General features: G+C 70.8%; 17 protein-coding genes and 1 pseudogene. 6 read left to right on the top strand and 12 right to left on the bottom strand.

Going from position 1 to position 21,606, the window contains the following annotated elements; genetic code table 11:
* The 3 genes from ACGFZP_RS27570 to ACGFZP_RS27560 form a co-directional block, all read left to right on the top strand.
* Positions 1 to 1,410 (top strand): ATP-binding protein (locus ACGFZP_RS27570; RefSeq protein WP_392938120.1); only part of this gene is annotated, 1,410 nt, incomplete at its 5' end.
* Positions 1,407 to 2,084: a response regulator gene (locus ACGFZP_RS27565; protein ID WP_392938118.1), complete on the top strand. Its 678-nt coding sequence runs from the start codon at positions 1,407 to 1,409 to the stop codon at positions 2,082 to 2,084. The genes ACGFZP_RS27570 and ACGFZP_RS27565, both read left to right, overlap by 4 nt.
* Before the next feature lie 387 nt (positions 2,085 to 2,471).
* Complete coding sequence (locus ACGFZP_RS27560) at positions 2,472 to 3,830, top strand: hypothetical protein (RefSeq protein WP_392938116.1); 1,359 nt, start codon at positions 2,472 to 2,474, stop codon at positions 3,828 to 3,830.
* A 393-nt stretch (positions 3,831 to 4,223) separates the two neighbouring features.
* On the opposite strand, the gene kdpB is transcribed toward ACGFZP_RS27560, so the two are convergent.
* The 5 genes from kdpB to ACGFZP_RS27535 form a co-directional block, all read right to left on the bottom strand.
* Positions 4,224 to 6,401, bottom strand: a complete 2,178-nt coding sequence (gene kdpB / locus ACGFZP_RS27555; RefSeq protein WP_392938113.1) for a potassium-transporting ATPase subunit KdpB — start codon at positions 6,399 to 6,401, stop codon at positions 4,224 to 4,226.
* Positions 6,402 to 6,783: 382 nt separating this feature from the next.
* Positions 6,784 to 7,230: a hypothetical protein gene (locus tag ACGFZP_RS27550; RefSeq protein WP_392938111.1), complete on the bottom strand. Its 447-nt coding sequence runs from the start codon at positions 7,228 to 7,230 to the stop codon at positions 6,784 to 6,786.
* A 595-nt stretch (positions 7,231 to 7,825) separates the two neighbouring features.
* The gene (locus ACGFZP_RS27545; RefSeq protein WP_392938108.1) at positions 7,826 to 9,127 is read right to left on the bottom strand and encodes a pentapeptide repeat-containing protein; all 1,302 of its coding nucleotides are present in this window, start codon (positions 9,125 to 9,127) and stop codon (positions 7,826 to 7,828) included.
* 77 nt (positions 9,128 to 9,204) lie between these two features.
* The gene (locus ACGFZP_RS27540; protein ID WP_392938105.1) at positions 9,205 to 10,065 is read right to left on the bottom strand and encodes a serine/threonine-protein kinase; all 861 of its coding nucleotides are present in this window, start codon (positions 10,063 to 10,065) and stop codon (positions 9,205 to 9,207) included.
* Positions 10,066 to 10,424: 359 nt separating this feature from the next.
* On the bottom strand, positions 10,425 to 10,727 hold the full coding sequence (locus ACGFZP_RS27535; RefSeq protein WP_392938103.1) for a hypothetical protein: 303 nt from the start codon (positions 10,725 to 10,727) through the stop codon (positions 10,425 to 10,427).
* 109 nt (positions 10,728 to 10,836) lie between these two features.
* On the opposite strand from ACGFZP_RS27535, the gene ACGFZP_RS27530 reads away from it, so the two are divergent.
* Positions 10,837 to 12,450, top strand: coding sequence for a peptide chain release factor 3 (locus ACGFZP_RS27530; protein WP_392938101.1), 1,614 nt, complete (start codon positions 10,837 to 10,839; stop codon positions 12,448 to 12,450).
* 628 nt (positions 12,451 to 13,078) lie between these two features.
* On the opposite strand, the gene ACGFZP_RS27525 is transcribed toward ACGFZP_RS27530, so the two are convergent.
* From ACGFZP_RS27525 to ACGFZP_RS27515, 3 genes are all read right to left on the bottom strand, one after another.
* Positions 13,079 to 13,357: a hypothetical protein gene (locus tag ACGFZP_RS27525; RefSeq protein WP_392938098.1), complete on the bottom strand. Its 279-nt coding sequence runs from the start codon at positions 13,355 to 13,357 to the stop codon at positions 13,079 to 13,081.
* A gap of 188 nt (positions 13,358 to 13,545) precedes the next feature.
* On the bottom strand, positions 13,546 to 13,818 hold the full coding sequence (locus tag ACGFZP_RS27520) for a hypothetical protein (protein WP_392938096.1): 273 nt from the start codon (positions 13,816 to 13,818) through the stop codon (positions 13,546 to 13,548).
* Between the two features lie 139 nt (positions 13,819 to 13,957).
* Complete coding sequence (locus ACGFZP_RS27515) at positions 13,958 to 14,506, bottom strand: hypothetical protein (protein ID WP_392938094.1); 549 nt, start codon at positions 14,504 to 14,506, stop codon at positions 13,958 to 13,960.
* Positions 14,507 to 14,647: 141 nt separating this feature from the next.
* Here ACGFZP_RS27515 and ACGFZP_RS27510 point away from each other — a divergent pair, with 141 nt between their 5' ends.
* Positions 14,648 to 14,905 (top strand): hypothetical protein, encoded by a 258-nt coding sequence (locus ACGFZP_RS27510; RefSeq protein WP_392938138.1) that lies wholly within the window; start codon positions 14,648 to 14,650, stop codon positions 14,903 to 14,905.
* Positions 14,791 to 15,033 (top strand): annotated as a pseudogene (locus ACGFZP_RS27505) (hypothetical protein); the annotation flags it as partial. The gene ACGFZP_RS27510 and the pseudogene ACGFZP_RS27505, both read left to right, overlap by 115 nt.
* Positions 15,034 to 15,138: 105 nt before the next feature.
* Here ACGFZP_RS27505 and ACGFZP_RS27500 read toward each other — a convergent pair.
* From ACGFZP_RS27500 to ACGFZP_RS27485, 4 genes are all read right to left on the bottom strand, one after another.
* Positions 15,139 to 15,648, bottom strand: coding sequence for a nucleotidyltransferase domain-containing protein (locus ACGFZP_RS27500; RefSeq protein WP_392938091.1), 510 nt, complete (start codon positions 15,646 to 15,648; stop codon positions 15,139 to 15,141).
* Between the two features lie 121 nt (positions 15,649 to 15,769).
* A complete protein-coding gene (locus ACGFZP_RS27495) occupies positions 15,770 to 18,499 on the bottom strand; it encodes a cation-translocating P-type ATPase (protein WP_392938088.1) in 2,730 nt (909 codons plus the stop codon).
* A 53-nt stretch (positions 18,500 to 18,552) separates the two neighbouring features.
* Positions 18,553 to 19,506 carry a polyphosphate kinase 2 family protein gene (locus ACGFZP_RS27490; protein ID WP_392938085.1) on the bottom strand — a complete coding sequence of 318 codons (954 nt, stop codon included), beginning with the start codon at positions 19,504 to 19,506 and terminating at the stop codon, positions 18,553 to 18,555.
* A gap of 149 nt (positions 19,507 to 19,655) precedes the next feature.
* Complete coding sequence (locus tag ACGFZP_RS27485; protein ID WP_392938083.1) at positions 19,656 to 21,398, bottom strand: SulP family inorganic anion transporter; 1,743 nt, start codon at positions 21,396 to 21,398, stop codon at positions 19,656 to 19,658.
* Positions 21,399 to 21,606: the final 208 nt, after the last annotated feature.

Raw genomic sequence — 21,606 nt, 5'->3', positions numbered from 1 at the left:
CCCTGGCTGCTGACCGCCGCGCTCTCCCAGGCCCACGACACCGTCAACCTCACCACCGACGCGCTGATCTTCCAGCTCGGCGTGGTCGTCGTCGCCCTGCTGGGCGGCGCCACCTCGGCACTGCTCGCCTCCGTGGTCGCCTCGATGCTGCTGAACTACTTCTTCATCCCGCCCGTCCACACCCTGACCATCGGCGAGACCAACAACATCGTCGCCCTGATCGTCTTCGCCGCCGTCGCCCTCACCGTCTCGACCGTGGTCGACCACGCGAGCCGGCTCACCACCCGGGCCGCCCGGGCCACCGCCGAGGCCGAGACCCTGTCCACCCTCGCCGGCAGCGTGCTGCGCGGCGCCGACGCCCTGCCCGCCCTGCTGGAGAAGTCCCGCACCGCCTTCGGCATGGACTCCGTCGCCCTGCTGGACAGCTCCACGGGAGAGACGATCGCCCGCAGCGACGCCGAGGCAGGCGGGGACGGCGAGGGTGGAGAGCAGGAAGCGACGCAGGCCCCGGTCGGGGAACGGGCCGTGCTCGTCCTCACCGGCCGCCGGCTGCCCGCCGCGGACCAGCGCGTCCTCACCGCCTTCGCCGCCCACGTCGCCGCCGCCAGGGAACGCGACCGGCTCGCCGCGGCCGCCGCCGAGGTCGAGCCGATCAAGGCCGCCGACCGGATGCGCACCGCCCTGCTCGCCGCCGTCAGCCACGACCTGCGCACCCCGCTCGCCGCCGCCCTCGCCTCGGTCGGCTCGCTGCGCAGCCCCGACGTCGAGTTCTCCCCCGAGGACCAGGCGGAGCTGTTGGCGATGGCGGACGAGTCGCTGGTGAAGCTCACCCGGCTGGTGGACAACCTGCTCGACATGAGCCGCCTCCAGGCCGGCGCCCTCACCCTCCACCTCGCTGAGACCCACCTCGACGAGATCCTGCCCCGCGCCCTCGACTCCCTCGCCGACCCGTACGCGCCGGTCCAGCCGCTCGACCTGGACACCGCGCCCGCCGTCCTCGCCGACCCGCCACTGCTCGAACGCGTCCTCGCCAACGTCATCACCAACGCCCTGCGCCACAACGCCCCCGGCGCCCCCGTCCTGGTCACCGCCAGCCACCACGCCGAGCGGGTCGAGATCCGCGTGATCGACCGCGGCCCCGGCATCGCCCCCGAAGACCGCGACCGCGTCTTCCTGCCCTTCCAACGCCTCGGCGACACCGACAACACCACCGGCGTCGGCCTCGGCCTCGCCCTCTCCCGCGGCCTCGCCGAGGCCATGGGCGGCAGCCTGGAGGTCGAGGACACCCCCGGCGGCGGCACCACCATGCTGCTCACCCTGCCCGCCGCGCCGGCAGACCTGACCGCCGTGCCGCAGGAGCCGGACACGGCGGTCGACACCGATCATCCGGAGAGGACGGAGGGCCGATGACCCACATCCTCGTCGTCGACGACGAGCCGGCGCTGCGGCGCACGCTGCGGATCAACCTCCAGGCCCGGCAGTACTCGGTGCTCACAGTTGCCACCGGCCAGGAGGCACTGGACTCGGTGGGCCGGGCGTTACCCGCTGCCGTCGTGCTGGACCTCGGCCTGCCCGACCTCGACGGGGTGGACGTCATCCGGGGCGTCCACTCCACCGTGGACGTGCCGATCATCGTGCTGACCGGGCGTACGGACATCGAGCACAAGCTCCGGGCGTTCGACGCGGGGGCGGACGACTACGTCACCAAGCCCTTCGTCATGGAGGAGCTTCTCGCCCGCCTGCGGGCGGTCCTGCGTCGGCCGGCCGTGGCGACCGAGCCCGCCCCGCTGCCTCGGATCGGGTGGTACGAGATCGATGTCGAGGCCGCCACCGTCACCGGCCCGGACGGCACGGTCCGGCTCACACCGACCGAGTGGCGGATCCTCGCCCTGCTGCTCGCCAGTCCGGGGCGGCTGGTGCCCGGGCGGCAGATTCTGGCCGAGGTCTGGGGACCGGAGGCGGAGGGCCGCGGCAACTATCTGCGGGTCTACCTCGCCGGCATGCGCCGCAAGCTGGAACCCGACCCGGCCCGCCCACGCCACCTGATCACCGAGCCCGGCATCGGCTACCGCTTTCAGCCGTGAGCCCGACGCCAATGGTCCGTCAAGATCGCGACGACGGGCGTCAAGGGGACGTCAGGGGAGGCCGGAGGCGCGGGTTTCAGCCCATAGCGTGGTCAGCGCAGAAACGGTTCGCCGCCAGGTCAACGGCTGGAGGCGGGCCGCGCTGAATCCAAGCCCTGGGCGGTTCCGTCCGGGGCCCGTTCGGCGGCCAGTGGAAAACAGGGGAGGGGGCGCGCGGCGATGCCAACGGGTTCGTCGGGCGGAACGATCGTCGTGGGGACGGACTCGCCGGGGGTGGCGAGCCCGGACACGACCGTTCCACGACCCGTGCCGCGTGTCCCCCGTCACCGGACATCCCCGGGCTGGCGCAGCCGTGCCTGGTGGAACACCCCGCGCCTGGTCCGCGCCGTGACCGGCCTCTGCCTGGCAGCGGTGCTCACCGCCGGGGCCGTGACCGCCACCGTGCTGGTCGGGGCCAGGGACGGGACGGACGTCATCGGCCACCGGGCGGCGCCTCAGGTGGTGCGCTCGGCCGACCTGTACTTCGCGCTCAACGACATGGACGCCCAAGCCGCCAACCTGCTGCTGTTCGGGGCCGATCAGGACTACGCGAAGCTGCGCCAGGAGACCCTGGACGCCTACGAGCAGCGCCGCGCCCAGGCCGACCACGACCTGCAACGCGTCGCCGAGGCGGCCGTCGGCGATCCGGCCGGGCAGCGGTCCGTGCGGAACGTGATCGACGAACTCGGCTGCTACGAGGCACTGGTGGCCCGGGCGCAGCTGCTGGAGGACCAGGCCCACGCCCCGGCCGGCAAGCCGTCGGCGGACGCCCTGGCGGCCTACCGGCAGGCCACCGACCTGCTGCGGCAACGACTGCTGCCCGCAGTGGACGAGGTGACGGCGGCCAACTCGGCCACCGTCCAGCAGATCTACGACACCCAGCGCGGTGACCTGGCGGGGGGCTGGTGGTGGGTCCTGGTCACGGGTCTTCTCGCGCTGGCCGCTCTCGGCGTGCTGCAGCGATTGCTGGCGGCACGCTTCCACCGGCTGATCAACGTGCCGCTCGCCGCCACCACCCTGCTCGCCCTGGCCGGGCTGCTCACCGCTCTGGCGCTGGCCTCCCGGGCCGACCACCAGTTGGTGGTGGCGAAGAGCAACGCGTTCGACTCGGTGATCGCGCTCAGCCGGGCCCGCGCCGTGGCCTACGACCTGAACGCGGACGAGAGCCGCTACCTCACCGACCCGGCCCGCGCGGCCGCGTACGAGCAGAGCTTCCTGGACAAGACCCAGGCCTTCGCCCGCGTCGACGGCGCCGCCCTGGCCACCTACAACGCCGAGCTCGCCGCGCTTGCGGACCGGCACCGGTCCGACCACGCCGCCGTCGGCTTCGGCGGGTTCCTCGGAGACGAACTGCGCAACATCACCTTCTCCGGCGAGCAGGACGCGGCCGAGCAGGTGCTGACCGCCTTCCAGCAGTACCAGCGGGACGACCGGAGGATCCGCGAGCTGAACGCCCAAGGCCGGCTCAAGGACGCGGTCACCTTCAACACCGGCACCACCGCCGACCAGTCCAACGCCGACTTCGGCGTGCTCTGCGCTGCCATCGACGACACCCAGGCGATCAACCAGCGTGCCTTCGACCGCGCGGTCGCCGCCAATGACGACGAGCTCGATTCCGTCAGCGCCATCCTCGGTGGGGCCGCGCTCTCCGCGGCGCTCGCCCTGATCCTGCTGGGTGTGCGCCCGCGCCTGCGCGAGTTCGGGTGAGGTCCTGCCGGTCCGGTCGGGTTCCGTCAGAGGACCGTCAACGAGGCATCAACGCGGGCCATTCGGTGAGAACCGGTGATTAGCGTGCCTCGGGCAGTCGTCGGGACCTGGCAGGTGAGGTAGCGGTCGGCCGCGGTGTTGGGGTGGGAACCTTTGAGGAACCAGTAGAAGGTGACCTTGGTGCCGGTCTGGACGGTGCGGCGGTCGCGGCGCCCGGAACTGCGGCGGTGGGACGCGACGCCATGCGAGATGTCGCGGAAGTCCCTCCGGCACGAAGGCCGTTGAGGAGTTCAGCCTTTCAGGATCGCTGCCCCGGGCACAGAGGGTTCCGCATCAGGGGCCCGTAGGGAATGGCCAGGCCATCTTCCGGGCGTGTCGGCCCGGCGACCCGCGTCAGTCGAGGCCTGGGACGAACTGGATCAGCAGGTCGATGGCCTTGATGCCGAGGAACGGGAGGATCAGGCCGCCGAGGCCGTAGACGCGCAGGTTGCGGCGGAGCAGGTCGGTGGCGTTGGCGGGCTGGTAGCGGACGCCGCGCAGGGCGAGCGGGATCAGGGCGACGATGATCAGGGCGTTGAAGATGATCGCGGAGGCGATGGCCGAGGTCGGGCTGTGCAGTTCCATGATGTTGAGGTGCTGCAGTCCCGGGTAGGAGGCGGAGAACATCGCGGGGATGATCGCGAAGAACTTGGCGACGTCGTTGGTGATCGAGAAGGTGGTCAAGGCGCCTCGGGTGATGAGGAGTTGTTTGCCGACGCGGATGATCTCGATCAGCTTGGCGGGGTTGGAGTCGAGGTCGACCATGTTGCCGGCCTCCTTGGCGGCCGGGGTGCCGGTGTTCATCGCGACGCCGACGTCGGCCTGGGCGAGGGCGGGGGCGTCGTTGGTGCCGTCGCCGGTCATCGCGACCATGTTCCCGGCGGCCTGCTCCTTCTTCAGGTAGGCGAGCTTGTCCTCGGGGGTGGCTTCGGCGAGGTAGTCGTCGACGCCGGCCTCGGCGGCGATCGCGCGGGCGGTGAGCGGGTTGTCGCCGGTGACCATGACGGTGCGGATGCCCATCCGGCGCAGCTCGGCGAAGCGTTCGGCGATGCCTTCCTTGACGACGTCCTTGAGCTCGACCACGCCCAGTGGCCGGGCGCCGTGCCGGTCGTGGACGGCGACCAGCAGTGGGGTGCCGCCGGCGGCGGAGATCCGGTCGACCAGCGGCTTGGCCTCCATCGGCAGCCGGCCGCCGGAGCGCACCACCCAGTGCGCGACCGAGCTCGCCGCGCCCTTGCGGATGAGGCAGCTCGCCCCGTCCGGCCAGTGCAGGTCGACGCCGCTCATCCGGCTCTGCGCGGTGAACGGGACGGGCTGGTGCTCACCCAGTTCGCCCGGGGCGCGCGGCGGTACCCAGTACTGGCGGTCGGTGAGTTCGATGATGGACCGCCCTTCCGGCGTCTCGTCCGCAGCGGAGGCCAACTGTGCTGCCTCGGCGAGCTGTTCGACGGTGGAACCGGCCAACGGGTGCAGGGCGGTGGCCCGGCGGTTGCCGTGGGTGATGGTGCCGGTCTTGTCGAGGAGCAGGACGTCGACGTCGCCGGCCGCCTCGACGGCGCGGCCGGAGAGGGCGACCACGTTGCGCTGGACCAGGCGATCCATGCCGGCGATGCCGATCGCGGAGAGCAGGGCGCCGATGGTGGTCGGGATGAGCGCGACCATCAGCGCGACGAGCACGATCGTGGTCTGCGGGGCGCCCGCATGGATCGCCATCGGCTGGAGCGACACCACGGAGAGCACGAAGACGATGGTCAGCGAGGCGAGCAGGATGTTGAGGGCGATCTCGTTCGGCGTCTTCTGCCGGTTCGCCCCTTCGACCAGGGCGATCATCCGGTCGATGAAGCTCTGCCCGGGCCGGGCGGTGATGCGGACCACGAGGTGGTCGGAGAGGACACGGGTGCCGCCGGTGACACCGGTACGGTCACCGCCGGACTCGCGGATCACCGGCGCGGACTCCCCGGTGATCGCCGACTCGTCCACCGCGGCCACGCCCTCGACCACCTCGCCGTCGCCGGGGAGCACCTCGCCGGCCGACACCAGCACGATGTCGTGCAGCAGCAACTGCTCGGCGGGGATGGTCTCGTGGCGGTGGTCGCGGGTACCGACCCGCCAGTGCAGCAGCCGGCGGGCCGTGGTGCCCGCCTGGGCCCGGCGCAGCGACTCGGCCTGGGCCTTGCCCCGGCTCTCCGCGACGGCCTCGGCGAGGTTGGCGAAGAGCACGGTGAGCCAGAGCCAGAAGCTGATCACCCAGGCGAACACGCCCGGGTGGAGGACCGCGCTCAGCGTGGTGGCCGCCGAGCCGGTCTCGACCACGAGCATCACCGGGTTCTTCGCCATGGTGCGGGGGTGGAGTTTGCGCAGCGCGGCCGGCAGCGCCTCGACCAGCTGGTCGGTGCCGACAAGTCGGCGGCGGCCGCTCCTCGGTGCATCGGGGCGGTGGCTGGGATGCCGTGGTTCCCGGGTGCGGTCGAGGTCGCGGAACCTGTTCCGGGTGTCGGTGGTGTCCGGTGGGGTGAGGGCCGAACGGCGCATCGGATGTGAGACCTTCCGGGTCACCCGGGTGAGGGGGCGACAGGATCGGGTGTGAGCGGGACGCCGCATAGCGAAGCACCGGATCCCCGTACGTCCCGTGCGTTTTGACGGGAGCTTGGCGCTACGCCGCCCATCCTTGACAGCTCTCTGACGTACCGACGGGCCGGACGCGCCGGCGGGCGGTGCGGGAGCGTTTGCGGAACCGAACCCGTGCCCGCCCGCCGCACCGGGCCGGGCGTCGCACCGGCCGCCGCACCGGTGTCGTGCAGGTCCTCCGCACCGGTGTCGTGCAGGTCCTCCGCAACGGCGACGCGCTCCTGCGGCCGGTCGCCGCCGTGCTCACCCCCGGCCGAGGTCGCCTGTCCCTCCTGGCGAGAGCCGGTCAGTCCTTCAGAGCCGCTTGCAGCACCGCCGCCGGCTGACGGCCGAGCGGCCAGGACGTCACGAGCTCAAGGCGTCCGATCGCCCATTCAAGCCACTCGGCGTCGCCGAGCCGGTGAGCGTCGCCAGCAGCGACCGTCTGCGTCATCAGTTCGGCCAGGAGCAGGACGTGCGTGGGCTTGTACCACTCGGCGTGCCGGTCGAAGGTCAGCTTCCGCTCCTCGTACGGGTGGCGGAGGGTCATGCTGAGGTGGCCGCCCCCACGTCCCTTGAAGGGGCCGGGGAGGCCGCCGAGAAGGCCCGTCAACCCGAGCTCACCCTGGTAGCCGGATCCCTTCGTCCCATGCCCTATCTGGATTCCGATCCCCAGCATGACCCTGGACCAGGGGATCAACTCGTCCTCTGTGCCGCCGGCGTGCCGGACCATTCCCTCTGTTCGGAGCTCCACCCAGCGACCGTCCGGCCGGTGGGAGTCTCCCACCACACAGCGGCCTTCGACGAGTTCCAGCGGTCCGTAGGTCCTTCGCGCATCCCCCATGGACTCATTGGATCACACGGCCGCAACGAGGGAAGCAGCCACTGCCCGACGGTGCCGGAAGGCAGTGGCCGGCGCGACACCGTGCGCCGACACCTCACCGACCACCTCGAGGTCCCGGCCGGCTCCATGGATCGCTGCAGTTCAGGGCCGTCATGCGGCGTCATCCGCCCGGGCGGTCGGGTTCGGTTCCAGTGGAGACCGGTGCCGAGCGAGGCCGGAGCCGACCGGCCCTGCCGGGAGGGCCCTTGATCCCCGACTGCGCCCGACATATACCCCACGGGGAGTGTGCGAACGCAGCCCGGCCCTGGCCGCGACCACCCAGTACGCCCGGCGCCTGGCGACCCTGGTCCGCGAATGCCGCAGCGAGCACCCGGCCCTCGATGTCTGGCTCGCCGACGTCCGCCTCGACGGGCAACCAGAACTCCGCAGCCTGAGCGACAGAGCCCGGAAACTGAGCCAGAACCCCCGTTCCGACGGCACTTGCTCGTGAGAGTCGGTCCGGAGTTCAGCTCGTCCCGTCCTCGGGCGGCCGGAGGCGGCCCCATCGGACGTTGGCGCCGCTGAACTCTGCGTCGGCGAAGGTGACCCGGCCCCCGTTCACCTGGGCGCGGACGAAGGAGAGCATGCCGCCGCTGAACCTGGCATGGCCAAGCGAGACGGTGCCTCCATTGAATCGCCCGTGGTGGAAGGTGACCGTGCTGTCGGTGAATTGCCCGTAGTCGAAGGTGATGTCTCCACCGTCGAACCGCGCCGCGTAGAAGGTCACCGTACCGCCCGTGAACTCCGAGTCGTCGATGGCGAGGGAACCGCCAGTGAAGTGCGCGTGGTCGAAGCTCAACGTGCCTCCGGTGAACCGTGTGCGGCGGAAGGCGAGCGAACCATCCTCGACCAGCGCCCGGTTGAAGGTGACCGTGGCGCTGCTGAACTGCGCATAGTCGAAGCCGACGGTGCCGCCAACGAACCGCGCCTCGTCCAACGTGAGCGTCCCGCCGCTGAGGCTCGCATTGTGAAACGTGATGTCGCCGGGACCGATCAGCGCGCCGCGGAAGGAAACTGCACTGCCGCTGAACCGCGCCTCGTCAAAGCTGACCGTAGCGCCCTGGAAGTGCGCGTCGTTGAACGTGACCGCGCCAGCGCCGAATCTTGCGCCGCGGAAGGTAACCGCCCCGTCGAGGAACCCGGATCCGTCGAAGCTGATCAGGTCACCGACGAATTCGGCGTCGGCAAAGGAGACACTGCCGCGAAACCAGCAGCCGGAGAAGTCGCCTCCGTCGAAGGTCGCGCGGGTGAAGTCAAGAGCGCAGGTCGACCAGGAAAACTCCTCCAGTGACTCCCGGAGGTGATCGCGGATGACCTGGATGACCGTCTGCCGTACCTCCCGTTCTCCCTTCCTGTAGTGGTCGGACTCCGGGATCCATTCGTAGGGCATGCGCAGATAGGCGCACAGGACGTCCACGCAGACCTGGCGTTGCTCCACCCAGTCGTCGGCCAGCCGAGCCATCGCATACACGCCGGCGAGGCGTACGGCCGGTCCGTCGTGGCCGAGCTGGCCGGCTGCCGTGCTGTAGCGCTCGGCGAACTGGGTCGCGTCCGCCCGGTGGGCGTTTCCTTCGGCGATACGCTGCTTGCGGTAAGCGTAGACACCCGCAAGCACCGCGCCGAAAACCGTCAGGACAGCGATGCTGAGCCTGATGCCGTCGGGGACGCCCAGCGTCTCCGCGGGTTCCGTCAGCCGGCGGATAAGCCAGTACGCCACGACGCCGGCGACGCAGACCGCGACCACAGCCAGACCGGCCACGATCCACACGGGCCAGAGGTCTGGCGCGTACCGACCGCTCGTGGGCCGCGATCGGCGCGGCCACCTGCGTCTCCAGGGCATCATTTCTAGCTCGGCTCGCCCGCGGCGGAAATCAACTCCGCCACGAACTCCCGGCATGATCCGTAACGATGCTCAGGGTCCTTGGCCAGCGCCTGTGCCATTACCCTGTCGACGGCTGGCGCGAGCCCCGCGCATCTCTCGGAGAGGCCTGGCGGCTCGTCCATCAGGTGCGCCCACAGCAGCGCCAGCTCGTTCTCGCGCTGGAACACGGGGCTACCCGCAAGTGCCTCGTATACGACGCAGGCGAGGTTGTACAGATCGCCCCGACCGTCTACAGGGCGGCCGGAGATCTGCTCGGGAGACACGTAGTCCACGGTTCCCACGAACTGACCCACCGTGGTGAGGGACTCCTCCAGCGATGGTTTCGCCAGCCCGAAGTCCACGAGATACGCATAGTAGGGATCGTCGGCGGCATCGCTCCTGGCCAACAGGATGTTGCCGGGCTTTACGTCCCTGTGTACGAGACTGTGCTCGTGCGCGGCGTCGAGCGCCGACGCGACCTGCGCGGCGATGCGCATCACACCTGTCACCGGCAGCGGACCGTCCCGGTCCAGGAGAGCTCCCAAGTCCGGCCCGGAGACATAACGCATGGCGATGTACAGGACTCCGTTGGCCTCGCCGGCTCCGAAGATCGGCACGATGTGCGGATGATCGATCGCAGCGGCCATGCGCGACTCATGGATGAAACGTCGACGGAAGGCGTCGCTGTGCGTCAATTCGGGGGCGAGCACTTTCAGGGCCACGATACGGCCCAGCCGCAGATCCTTCGCGAGGTAGACGACGCCCATTCCCCCGCGGCCGAGCTCACGCTCCACCTGGTAGCCCGCGATCTGCGAACCGAGCTGAATGGGTTGATTCCGGGCCACCTGCCGAAATTAGCAGCCGGACGTCTCGAGCCGGTGGATATCGGTGAGAGGGCTGTGGCGCGATGTCGGGCGTGGCCGTCCGCTACGGCCGCTGACTGATGTCGGTGCCCGTAGAGCATCCGGTCTGAGCGTGCCCCGAGCCGGGGGTCAGCTGACCGGGTTCGGGTTCCGATACACGGCCTATGGGTCGAGCAGCCGGACGGCGCACGCCTCAAGGACGTGCTCGTGCTTGGCCTGCACCAGACCCTCGAACTGCCGCAAACGCAGCCCCGAGAACGTCCCCACCCACACCGGGCTCAGCCCGGAGCACCCCACCTGTACCGGAGAAATGCCCACTCCTGGACCTTCCGGAACAAGCTTTAAAGCCGGGCGGGTGAGGGACTCTTGGCCTCGGCCCGGTGACGCAGGGCGACGGCGACGCGCAGGGCGACGGCGACGCGCAGGGGGATGGCGACCCCGGCCTTGCTGCTGCGGGTCTTCGGCGACGTGATGACCAGGTGGTTGTCGTCGACGGCGGAGAGCGCGTGGCGGATGTAGGGACACGCGGCCGATTGCGTGAGCGGGGAGCTCGCCCGGACCGGCTCGGCCCCGGCTCCGGCCGGTTCGCTGCTCTCCTGGCTGGAGCCGTGGCAGCAGCCGGCAAACGGGAATTTCGGGGTCACGCCGTCCGGCAGCCTATTATCGCTTCTTGGGCCTGTGGATCTGATCCCCGGCTCACCAGGTACGGAGAGGCGTCACCCGGCCTGCTGCCGATGCGTACCCGAGGAACACGTGAGTACAGAACAGTCCGTCCCCGTCCCGCAGGTCCTTCATGAGGCCGGCCGCCGGCGGACCTTCGCCGTGATCAGCCATCCGGACGCGGGCAAGTCCACGCTCACCGAGGCGCTGGCGCTGCACGCGCGGGCGATCACTTCTGCCGGTGCGGTGCACGCCAAGGGTGACCGACGCGGCGTGACCAGCGACTGGATGGAGTTGGAACGCGAGCGCGGTATCTCGGTGACCTCGGCCGCACTGCAGTTCGGCTATCGCGACCACGTGATGAACCTGGTCGACACCCCCGGCCACGCCGACTTCTCCGAGGACACCTACCGGGTGCTGGCCGCCGTCGACTGCGCGATCATGCTGGTCGACGCGGCCAAGGGCCTGGAGGAGCAGACCCGCAAGCTTTTCGCGGTCTGCCGCCATCGCGGCGTCCCTGTGATCACCTTCATCAACAAGTGGGACCGGCGCGGCCGGGACGCGCTCACCCTGCTCGAGGACATCGAGACGCACCTCGGGATCACCCCCGTCCCGGTCGTCTGGCCGGTCGGCAACGCCGGCAACCTGCGCGGCCTGGTCGAAGCGGGGAACACCGAGCAGATGCTGCGCTACACCAAGGTGCCGGCCGGCACGCACGCCGCCCTCGAGGAGCAGCTCACCTCCGAGATGGCCGCCGAGCAGGAGGGCGAGGCCTGGACGACCGCCCTGGAGGAACTGGAGCTGGTGCTCTCCTCCGGCCCCGGCTACGACCAGGAGGCCTTCGAGGCCGGCAAGATCAGCCCGGTCTTCTTCGGCGCCGCGCTGACCAACATCGGCGTGAAGCCCCTGCTGGACGCCGTGGTCGACCTCGCTCCGGCTCCCGGGCCCCGCCCGCTGGCCAAGGGAGGAAGCCGCGAGGTCGGCGAGGAGTTCTCCGGTCTGGTGTTCAAGATCCAGGCGAACATGGACCCGGCCCATCGCGACCGGATCGCCTTCGTCCGAGTCTGCTCCGGCGTCTTCGAGCGCGGCATGCACGTCACCCGCGCGGCCAGCGGCCGCTCCTTCGCAACCAAGTACGCGCACACCGTCTTCGGCGCCGAGCGCACCGTGGTCGACACCGCGTACCCCGGCGACGTGGTCGGCCTGATCAACGCGAGCGCGCTGCGGGTCGGCGACACCCTCTACACCGGAAGGAAGGCCGAGTTTCCCCCGCTGCCCGCCTTCGCCCCCGAGTACTTCGCGGTGGCACGGCCCAAGGACATCAGCCGTTCCAAGCAGTTCCGCAAGGGCGTCGCCCAACTCGATGAGGAAGGCGTGATCCAGGTGCTGGTCTCCGACCGGCGTGGCGACCAGTCGCCGGTCATGGCTGCGGTCGGCCCGATGCAGTTCGACGTGATCCTGCACCGGATGGAGCACGAGTTCTCGTCCCCGATCACCCTCGACCAGCTCTCCTACCGCTTGGCCCGGATCACCGACGCCGACGGCGCCGCAGCCCTGGCCAAGGCCCGCCTGACCAACGGCGAGGTGCTCACCCGCCGCTCGGACGACGCTCTGCTGGCCTTGTTCGCCGACAAGTGGCACCTGAACGCCTTCCAGCGCACCCAACCCGACATCCTGCTAAAGCCGCTGATCGCCACGGCGGACTGATCACAGACCGCTCGGCACGGCGGCGCCGCTCGGCACGGCGGACGGCGCCTGATGCGGCCCCTGCCGGGGTCTTCCGGAGCGCGCCGCCCCTGTGGGTGTTATTCACCCGCCGTCCGCCCAGAGGACGCACCTGGGGCCGACGCGGCCGCACACCGGTCGTGACCGTCAGCGGCCGGCGCTCGGGACGCCTGTCCGTGGCCCGGCCTGACCCTCGACACCCCGACGTCACCCTGACGAGCCGAAGTCAGTAACGGCTGCCCCGCTACTACTCGCCCCCGGATCCGGCCGGGGTCGACGCGCGGTTGGCCGCCGCGGAGATGGCGATCCTCGCGGGCGGGTCTTCGGGTGGGGTGAGGCTTCGTCGCCGGTGGTCGCCGGGGCCGGGCACCAGACCCTCGGCGCGGTTTCCGCTGGTGGTGATGCCCGCCGGGTGATGGCCGGGATGTGCGTCTCGGTGCCGGCGGACATCAGGATCAGGCTACCTGCGGGAACTGGCTTCGGCCGGGATCCGACGGCCGGCTACCAGAGCCGGGTTCTCCGGTGCGCGCCGCGGGCAATGGTTGGCGGCGCGCACCGGCGCACCGATTCTCCCGCACTGCCGCTCTCTGGACGGCGGCCGGGGAGCGCCTTACGGGGTCCAGTGGGCGTGGGTGGGGTGGATCTCCGGCTCGGCGCCCTGGGGCATGCCCAGGTCCTGCGCGAGCGGCATGACGATGCCCATGAACCTCTGCATGGCCTCCTCCGATTCCCACAGGTCGTAGATGACGAGTCCGGTGCCGGTGGGGACGCAGGCGTGGGAGATACAGCCGGCGAAGGTGTCGCCGGGCAGAGCCTGGAGCCTGCTGTTCAGCGTGTCGTACTGGTCGGTCGTGGTGCCGGGCAGGTCGATTTTCACCAGGATCGCCACAGTGGCCTCCTTCGTGGGGTCGGGTCAGGTGAGCGGTCAGGGGCCCGGCCGTGCTCGGGGGTTCACGTCCGGGCCGCCTTGTCACCAGCGTGCGACCGAACCGACCGGTACGGGACGGCGGCTGCGCCGCTCGGAGCATCGTCCGCCCCCAGCCGCAGGGTGCCTTGCTCCCGCGCGCCGGTCGGCTTTCACGCCCCGGCCACCGCCAGCGGAGCGGCGAATGCGAGGGCGTCGTCGATCGCCTCGCACCGGGGCGGCAGGTCGGCGGCGAGGTCGTCGAGGGCGGTCAGTGGGGCGGTGAGCGCTGCGAACCCGATCGCGAGGAGCGCGACGGGCTCGGCGGTGGCGAGCGCGGGCCGGCGGTCGGGGTCGGCACCTTGGAGGACGTAGGCGTCCAGGGCATGGCGCAGCTCCTCGGTCAGTTCGCCGTCGCCGCGGGGGATGATCTCGCGGCGCAGCACCTGCTCGACGGCGTCGGCGTACCGGTCAAGGACCCGCCGGCCGCCTCACCGCCTCACCCCACGGCACCGGCTTCCGCGTCGCGGCCGTCCTCCCGGTCGCCGCCCGGACGGGCTGCCCCCCGCCGCGCGACCGGCCGCCTCAGTGGCGGGTGTTGTAGAAGCCGATCACGACCGCGCCCCACCAGCCGAGCTGGGACAGGCCCGCGGACCCGGCCGCGCGGGCCATCAGGTGCGTCGGGGGCCGGAGCGCACCGTACGACTCCAGGCGCGGGTGCAGGGCGGTGGCGTGCACGCCGTTCAGCGCGATCAGCAGGACCAGCACCAGTTTCAGCCGGGTCAGTCCGGAGTCGAGGTTCGGCTCCAGCAGGATGCCGCTGAAGGTCAGGCCGGCCAGGCCGCCCCAGACCGGGACGTTCAGCGGGGCGGTCAGGTCGAGGACGTTGCGCAGGGTGCGCTTGCCGAGCAGCCAGAGCAGCCCGAGGTAGTCGATCGCCAGCACCGCGCCGAACCCGACCACCAGCGACGCCAGGTGCACGAACAGCGCCACCGTGTGCAGCGCCGGGTCGGCGTGCAGGTGGCCGGCCGCCCAGGTGCAGCCCGCCCACAGCCCGCTCAGCCCGAGCGAGACCGCGACGCACCGGGCGGCGGTACCCGCCAGCGGGGCGGCGAGGGGTTCGGAATGGGCCATGGTGGTGCTCCGGAAGGTGAGAGGACGCTGAAAGCAAGGTTAGGTTTCCCTAAGTCTCCGGCGGCGTCAACTGCGGGCCTTCACCGTGCCGCGCAGTGAGACGCACTCCACTCCACGCCCCCGACCAGGCGGGATGTCCCCATGGACCTCGGACTTCAGCAGAAGGTGTACGTACTGACCGGTGCCACCAGGGGCCTCGGCGTCGCCACCGCCCGGCAGCTGGTCGAGGGCCACCCGTTGGGCGTTCTGCGGTCGGTGGTCGACCAGACCCATGCGGACGAGGTGACCAAAGCGCCAACCGGAGGAGGAAGGGCCGCCGGGGCGGCCGGCCCGTCAGCCACGACGCCGAGCTCCACGACGCCGAGCTCTGCAAGGAGCGCAACACCGTCGAGCGCCTGATCAACAGGTTGAAGGCCTGGCGAGGCATCGCCACCCGAGATGACAAGACGCCGGAAAGCTACCTCGCCGGCCTCCACCTCCGTGGCGCGATGATCTGGATCAAGGACCTCACCCGGACCGCTCGTTGACCACAATCGAATACGCGCCCTGGAGCGTACTTCCGCCGAACTCACGCCGTGTCACGGGCGGCGACTTCGGGCGCACTGTCATGCCGATGAGCGGCTCCTCACCGGTCAGTCGAGTTGACGTAGCAGGGCCACGTCGCGCTCGTGGGCTTCCGGAAGTTCGTAGCCACGATGCATCGCCACCTGGGTCTGTGCCGACACGCAGGCAACCGGCCTGCCATCAATGACACCGCGTCCTTCCAAAGAGCCCGCATCGAACGGCCAGGGAACGTCACACAGTGGGACGACGACGCCCGCCTCCACCTCGATCACGTGGACGTCCAACTCCACGCCCTCCGCTGTTCCCGCTACAAAGGCGGTCGGCCGGGTGCTTCCGTCCACCTCGACCCATCGGTTCTCTGCCTCCCACACCCGCTGGACTCCGAAGCCGTGATCGCGGAATACCTCGTCGAGGAGAGGTAGGTCTTCACCAAGCACCAGTACGTCCAGGTCGTGGTGCTCTCGCGTCTGCGCGCCGAGCAGCGCATCGACTCCCCAGCCACCCATGACCCAGCACCGGATGCCCCTCCCGCGAACCACTTCATAGAGATCTGCGGCAGCCTGTGCGCTCACGTTCACAGGCCAAGTCTGCCTCGAACTGGTGCGGTTCCGACGCACTCTCGCGTCACGCAAGACGATCTACCGGATCAGACCTCGACCCGAGGGCAAACCCAAGGATTGATCGACTCGATACGGGCCCCTAGGCCGCCAGGGGAAGCAGCTCAGCCGTTCGGCGGGTCAGGAGCTTGCCCAGCTCCCAGAGCAGCAGGAGGGCGGCGGGAGCCAGCAGGGCCCAGCCGAACTGGGCGAGGGTGATCTCGGTGGTGCCGAGGATGCGGCGGAAGGCGTCCATCTGCGTCACCAGGACCGCCAGGACGAACTCGGACAGGGCCGCCAGGTTCATCGGCCTGCTGTCGAAGGTGGTGACGGCCAGGGCGGTGGCGCGTTCGCTTCGGCATTCGTAGGCCGCCACGATCAGACAGAGCGCGAAGGCGGTGAAGGCGATCGAACTGCCGGCCTTCACGCTGCCGTAGTGGTGCTCGCCCAGTTTGATCAGCAGCAGCAGGAAGACGGTGACGGCCAGTCCGCTGAGTCCGACGGTGAGCATCACGGACCTGGTCAGCAGCGCCTCGCCGCGCGGGCGCGGGGTGCGCTGCATCAGGCCGGGGCTCGCCAGGTCGAAGCCCAGGGCGAAGCCGAAGGGCGCGTTGACGACGAAGTGGATCCACAGCACCTGCGGCGGGGTGAACGGCTCGCCGGCGGCGATGTTGAAGACCGTCGCGCCGAGGAAGGTCAGCACGAAGGTGACCAGGAGCATCAGGACGAACCGGATGTACTTGGTGAGGTTGTCGTAGAGCTTGCGCCCCTCCTCGACGGCGAACACGATGGTGGCGAAGTTGTCGTCGGAGAGGATCATCCGGCTGGCGTTCTTGGCCACGTCGGTGCCGCTGCCCATCGCGATGCCGATGTCGGCGGCCTTGATGGCGGGTGCGTCGTTGACCCCGTCGCCGGTCATCGCCACCACCTCGCCCTTCTTCTTGAGCGTGTCGGCGAGCAGCACCTTGTGCTCGGGCGCCACGCGGCCGACCACGCCGATGCCGTCGATCCGGGCGAGGCGTTCGTGCTCCGGCATGGCGGCGAAGTCCGCTCCCAGGATCGCCCCGCCTGGGATCCCGAGCTGCAGTGCGATGGCCTCCCCGGTGGTGACGTCGTCACCGGTCACCATGCGGACCCGGATGTGAGCGGCCTGGGCGGCGGCCACGGCCTGCCGGGACTCCGCGCGGGGCGGGTCGACCATGCCGACCAGGCTGGTCATCCGCAGGTCGGTGACGAGCGCGAGCAGGTCGCCTTCGGGGTCGAACCCCGACGGGTCGAGGTCACGCTCGGCCGCCGCCATCACCCGGCGCCCCTCGCCGCCCATCTGCTCGGACCGGGCCTCGGCGCGGCCTCGCAGGTCGTCGTCCCACGGGACGGTGCGGCCGGCGGCGAGCGCGGTGGTAGCGCGGGCCATGACGGCGGGCGCCGCGCCCTTGACGAAGCAGCGCACCACCGGCCGGCCCGCCGCGTCCACGGCCGAGTTGAAGGTGGCCATCAGCTTGTACTCGGGGTCGAACGGCAGGGTGGCGAGCCGGGGGTAGCGCTCCCGGGTAGCCTCGATGTCCAGGCCGGCCTTGTGACCCAGCACGAGCAGGGCCCCCTCGGTCGGGTCGCCGACCACCGTGCCGTCCACCAGCTCGGCGTCGCTGGCGACCAGGTACGGCAGGATGGCGTCCTCGATGTCCGGCGCGGAGCCGGCCGCGTGGTGGATGCGTCCCTCCAGGCCGTAGCCGCTGCCCGAGACCGTGTAGCGGTCGGTGGGGCTCAGGACCTCGACGACGGTCATCTGGTTCATCGTCAGGGTGCCGGTCTTGTCGGAGTTGATGGCCGAGGTGAAGCCCAGGGTCTCCACGGAGGGCAGTTCCTTGACGATGGCGTTGCGCTTGGCGAGGTTCAGGCTGCCGACCGAGAGGATCACCTGGGTGACGGTGGGCAGCGCCTCGGGAATGGCGGCGATGGCCAGCGAGACGGCACTGACGAACAGGGCGTCCCAGGCCTGGCCGCGGCTGCGGCCCAGGGCGAACATCACCACCATGGTCAGGCCGGCCGCCGCCGCGATCCACAGCGTGAGGGTGTTGAGTTCCCGGGTGAGCGGCGTCTGCTCCCTCTCCGTCGCCGAGAGCATCCCGGAGATCTTGCCCAGTTCCGTCCCGGCGCCCGTGCCGGTGATGATCAGCACGCCGCTGCCGTGGGTGACCGGGGTGTTCATGAACGCCATGCCGGACTGGTCGCCCGGACCGAGCCGCTCGCCCGTCACGGTGCCCGCGTCCTTCGGGGCCGGCACGCTCTCGCCGGTCAGCGCCGACTCGTCGATCTGCAGCGAGCTGGCCCGTACGATCCGCCCGTCCGCCGGGACGGTGTCGCCGGCGGTGATGAGCACGACGTCCCCGACCACCAACTGCTCGGCCGGGATCTGGGCCTCGGTGCCGTCCCGCCGGACCCGGGCGGTGGTCTTCATCATCGAGCGCAGCGCGTTCATGGCGCTCTCGGCCTTGCCCTCCTGTCGCAGGCCGACGACCGCGTTGAAGAGCGTCAGGACGATCAGCAGGACCGCGGTGCTCCACTCCCTGATCGCCAGAGCGACCACCGCCGAGGCGACCAGGATGATCTGCATGTAGCTGCGGTACTGGTTGAGGAAGCGCAGCCAGCCCGGCGCCGTCTTCTCCTCCGGCAGTGCGTTGGGACCGTTCGCGGCCAGTAGGTCCGCCGCCCGGCCGGCCGAGAGCCCGGCCTCCGGGTCCACGCCGAGCCGGGCCGCGACCTCGTCCGGTGGTGTCGCGTACCAGGGCCGCATGGCCGGCCCCGCTGCAGCCGGGTCATTCTGCGCCGCCATACCCGCACCTCCGATACGTTCCGTTCCTCACGGAGGATCTGCCCCTGCGGTGCTCAGGCACGGTGCCTGCTCCGGTGCTCGGCCGCGTACGGGTCGCGCGCGGCGCCCTCGGGGGCGTCCTGTTCCAGCAGCTGTTTGGCGGCTCGCAGTTCCTTGCGGGCCTTCTTGCCGACGACCGGGTACCGGGGGTCGATCTCCATCAGCGTGTGCACGAGGACGGCGGCGGCGCAGATCCGCGCGAACCACTTGCGGTCGGCCGGCACGACGTACCATGGCGCCCAAGGGGTGCTCGTCGCCGAGAGCATCTCGGAGAAGGCGTCCTGGTAGTCGTCCCACCGCTCGCGCTCGCGCAGGTCGGCCGCCGAGAACTTCCAGTTCTTCTCCGGCCGGTCGAGCCGCTTCAGGAAGCGGGTGCGCTGCTCCTCCTTGGAGAGGTTCAGGAAGATCTTCACCACCTTGAACCCGTTGTCGCTGAGGTAGCGCTCCCAGTCGTTGATCTCCCGGTAGCGGCGCGCCCAGACGTCCCGTCCCTTCGCCTCCTCGGGCAGGCGCTGGCGGTCGAGGTTCTCGGGATGCACCCGCACCACGAGGACCTCCTCGTAGTGCGACCGGTTGAAGATCGCGATGTCCCCGCGGGCCGGAAGCCGCCACGCGTAACGCCACAGGTAGTCGTGGTCGAGCTCCTCGGCGGAGGGCACCTTGAAGCTGTTGACATGGACGCCCTGCGGGTTGACCCCGCTCATGACGTGACGGATCGTCCCGTCCTTCCCGCCCGCGTCGATCGCCTGGAGGCACAGCAGCACACCGTAGGTGTCCTGGGCGGCCAGCTTCGCCTGGTACTCGGCGAGCAGGCCGACGCCGGTGCGCAGCAGCTCGGTGCCGTCCCGCTTCTTCACCCGGGCCTTGTAACGAGGGTCGAAGTCCTCGGCCAGATCCACCCGCGAGCCCGGCTCAACGCGCAGCGGCTCGATGAACTTCGCGATCCGCCTGGCCTGCTTGTCCGCCATCGCTCGCACCGCTTTCTCTCCCGGTCCCGGCGCGGCCGCATCCGTGTCGAACCGGCCCGCCGTTCGGCGGGCGTGGGGTATATGTCACCCTCCGGCCAGCGCTCGGGCCCGGCAATCCGGGCGCCGCCGTCCGTGGGCGGCCGCCGTCCTCACTCCCGGTCGGCCGGCTCCGCGTCAGGGCCGCTGCCGGCAGCCCAGGTCCGGTAGGCGGCCACGGCGCTGGGCAGCGTGGGGAAGATCCGGTCGTCGCCGATCGACTCGGTCAGCCCGTACGCGTCCAGCTCGCCCCGCAGGTCCTGCTTGACCCGGGCCAGCGCGAAGACGATGGCGCGTTCGGCCAGCTCGGCCCGGAGCGCCTCCACCGAGTCCAGCGCGGTGATGTCGACCTCGACGTTGGCCTCCGTGTTGAGGACGAACCAGCGCACCGGGCCGCTCTCGTCAGCGACCGCGGCCAGTGCCCGGCGCCGGAAGTCCTCCGCGTTGGCGAAGAACAGCGGCGAGTCGTAGCGGTAGACGACCAGCCCGGGGATCGTGCGGGCCTGCGGGTAGTCGTCGATGTCGTGCATGCCGGGAACGCCGGGCACCAGGCCCTGGACGGCGTCGTGCGGGCGGGCCACCCGGCTCAGCAGCTCCGCCACCGACAGCCCCACGGCCACCAGCACCCCGTAGAGGATGTCCAGCGCCAGGACCCCGGCGAGGCAGCCGAGCGCGAGCAGGAGCTCCCGGCGCCGGAACCTCTTCAGCCGACGCAGTCCCGGCACGTCGATCATCCGGATCGCGGCGAACACCACCAGCGCCCCCAGGACCGCCGACGGCGTGTACTTCAGCAGCGGGCTGAGGAACAGGAGCACGGCGAGCACGGCCGCGCCGGCCGTCAGCGCGTACGCCTGAGTGCGCCCGCCGGCCGACTGGGCGAGCGCGGTACGGCTGGCGCTGCTGCTCACCGGGAACCCGTGCAGGAGTCCGGCGCCGAGGTTGGCCCCACCGAGCGCGAGCAGCTCCTGGTTGGCGTCCAGCTGTTCGCCCTCGTCGCGGGACTCGAAGGCCCGCGCGGTGAGGATCACGTCGGTGTAGCCGACGAGCAGCACCCCGAGCGCCGGCAGCAGCAGGCGGTGCACCTCGCTGAGGTCCGGCAGGGAGGGGCTGGGCAGCCCGGCCGGGATCTCGCCGATGACGGCGATGCCGTGGTCCTGCAGGCCGAAGACCGCCACCACCGCGGTGCCGACGACCACGGCCAGCAGCGGACCGGGGAGCCTGGGCAGGAAGCGGTCGAGGGCGAAGAGGAAGAGCAGCGCCGCCGCGCTGAAGACGACGGTGGCCGAGTCCGCGTCCGAGAGGTGCCGCACGAAGTACCTCAGCTGCGGGCCGAACCCCTCGCCCTCCACCTCGACGCCGGTGAGCTTGGACAGCTGGTCCACCATCATGATCAGCGCCACCCCGGCCAGATAGCCGATCAGGACCGGCTGGGAGAGCAGGTCGGCGACGAAGCCCAGCCGTGCCAGCCACGCCAGCGCGAACAGCACGCCGACCACCACCGCGAGCGTGGCGGCGAGCACCGCGTAACGCTCGGGGTCCCCGCCCGCCAGCGGCCCGACCACGGTCGCGGTCATCAGCGCCGTCGTCGACTCCGGACCCACCGACAGCAGCCGCGACGAGCCGAGGAAGGCGTACACACCCAGCGCCGGGAGGATCGCCCAGAGCCCCGCGACCGGCGGCAGACCCGCGACGCTCGCGTAGGCCATGACCTGCGGCACGAGGTACGCCGCCACAGTGCCGCCGGCCAGCAGGTCACCGCGTAGCCACGCGCGCCGGTAGCGCCTGAGCACAGCCAGCCCGGGGAGGGAGGGAACGGAGGGGCGCCATCCGCCGCTCCGCGGGACAGGCTGCGGCATCGATCTCCTTCCGTCCACCGGCCCATGATGCGACAGCGGTGCCCGGAACCGGGGGAAGCCCCGCCCAGCACGGCTGCGATGCCCACACTTCGGCCTGCTCCGGGTGGCCGATTCCGAAGGGCCTCGCCGTGGTGCGACACACAGTATGGGAGCACCGACGACCACATCAGGAGGCGTGCACGTCAGAGGCCCTTCCGGGGGCAAAGCC

The sequence above is a fragment of the Kitasatospora sp. NPDC048239 genome (assembly GCF_043202015.1).
Lineage (GTDB): Bacteria > Actinomycetota > Actinomycetes > Streptomycetales > Streptomycetaceae > Kitasatospora.
The sequence above is the reverse complement of the archived record's forward strand: the minus strand, read 5'-3'. Positions and strand labels throughout refer to the sequence as shown.

Bases quoted from the DNA above. Each gene is read 5' to 3' on its own strand.
- ACGFZP_RS27565 (WP_392938118.1), top strand. From the start codon at position 1,407: ATGACCCACATCCTCGTCGTCGACGACGAGCCGGCGCTGCGGCGCACG.
- kdpB (WP_392938113.1), bottom strand. From the start codon at position 6,401: ATGCGCCGTTCGGCCCTCACCCCACCGGACACCACCGACACCCGGAAC.
- ACGFZP_RS27515 (WP_392938094.1), bottom strand. From the start codon at position 14,506: ATGGCCCATTCCGAACCCCTCGCCGCCCCGCTGGCGGGTACCGCCGCC.
- ACGFZP_RS27510 (WP_392938138.1), top strand. From the start codon at position 14,648: ATGGACCTCGGACTTCAGCAGAAGGTGTACGTACTGACCGGTGCCACC.
- ACGFZP_RS27495 (WP_392938088.1), bottom strand. From the start codon at position 18,499: ATGGCGGCGCAGAATGACCCGGCTGCAGCGGGGCCGGCCATGCGGCCC.
- ACGFZP_RS27490 (WP_392938085.1), bottom strand. From the start codon at position 19,506: ATGGCGGACAAGCAGGCCAGGCGGATCGCGAAGTTCATCGAGCCGCTG.
- ACGFZP_RS27485 (WP_392938083.1), bottom strand. From the start codon at position 21,398: ATGCCGCAGCCTGTCCCGCGGAGCGGCGGATGGCGCCCCTCCGTTCCC.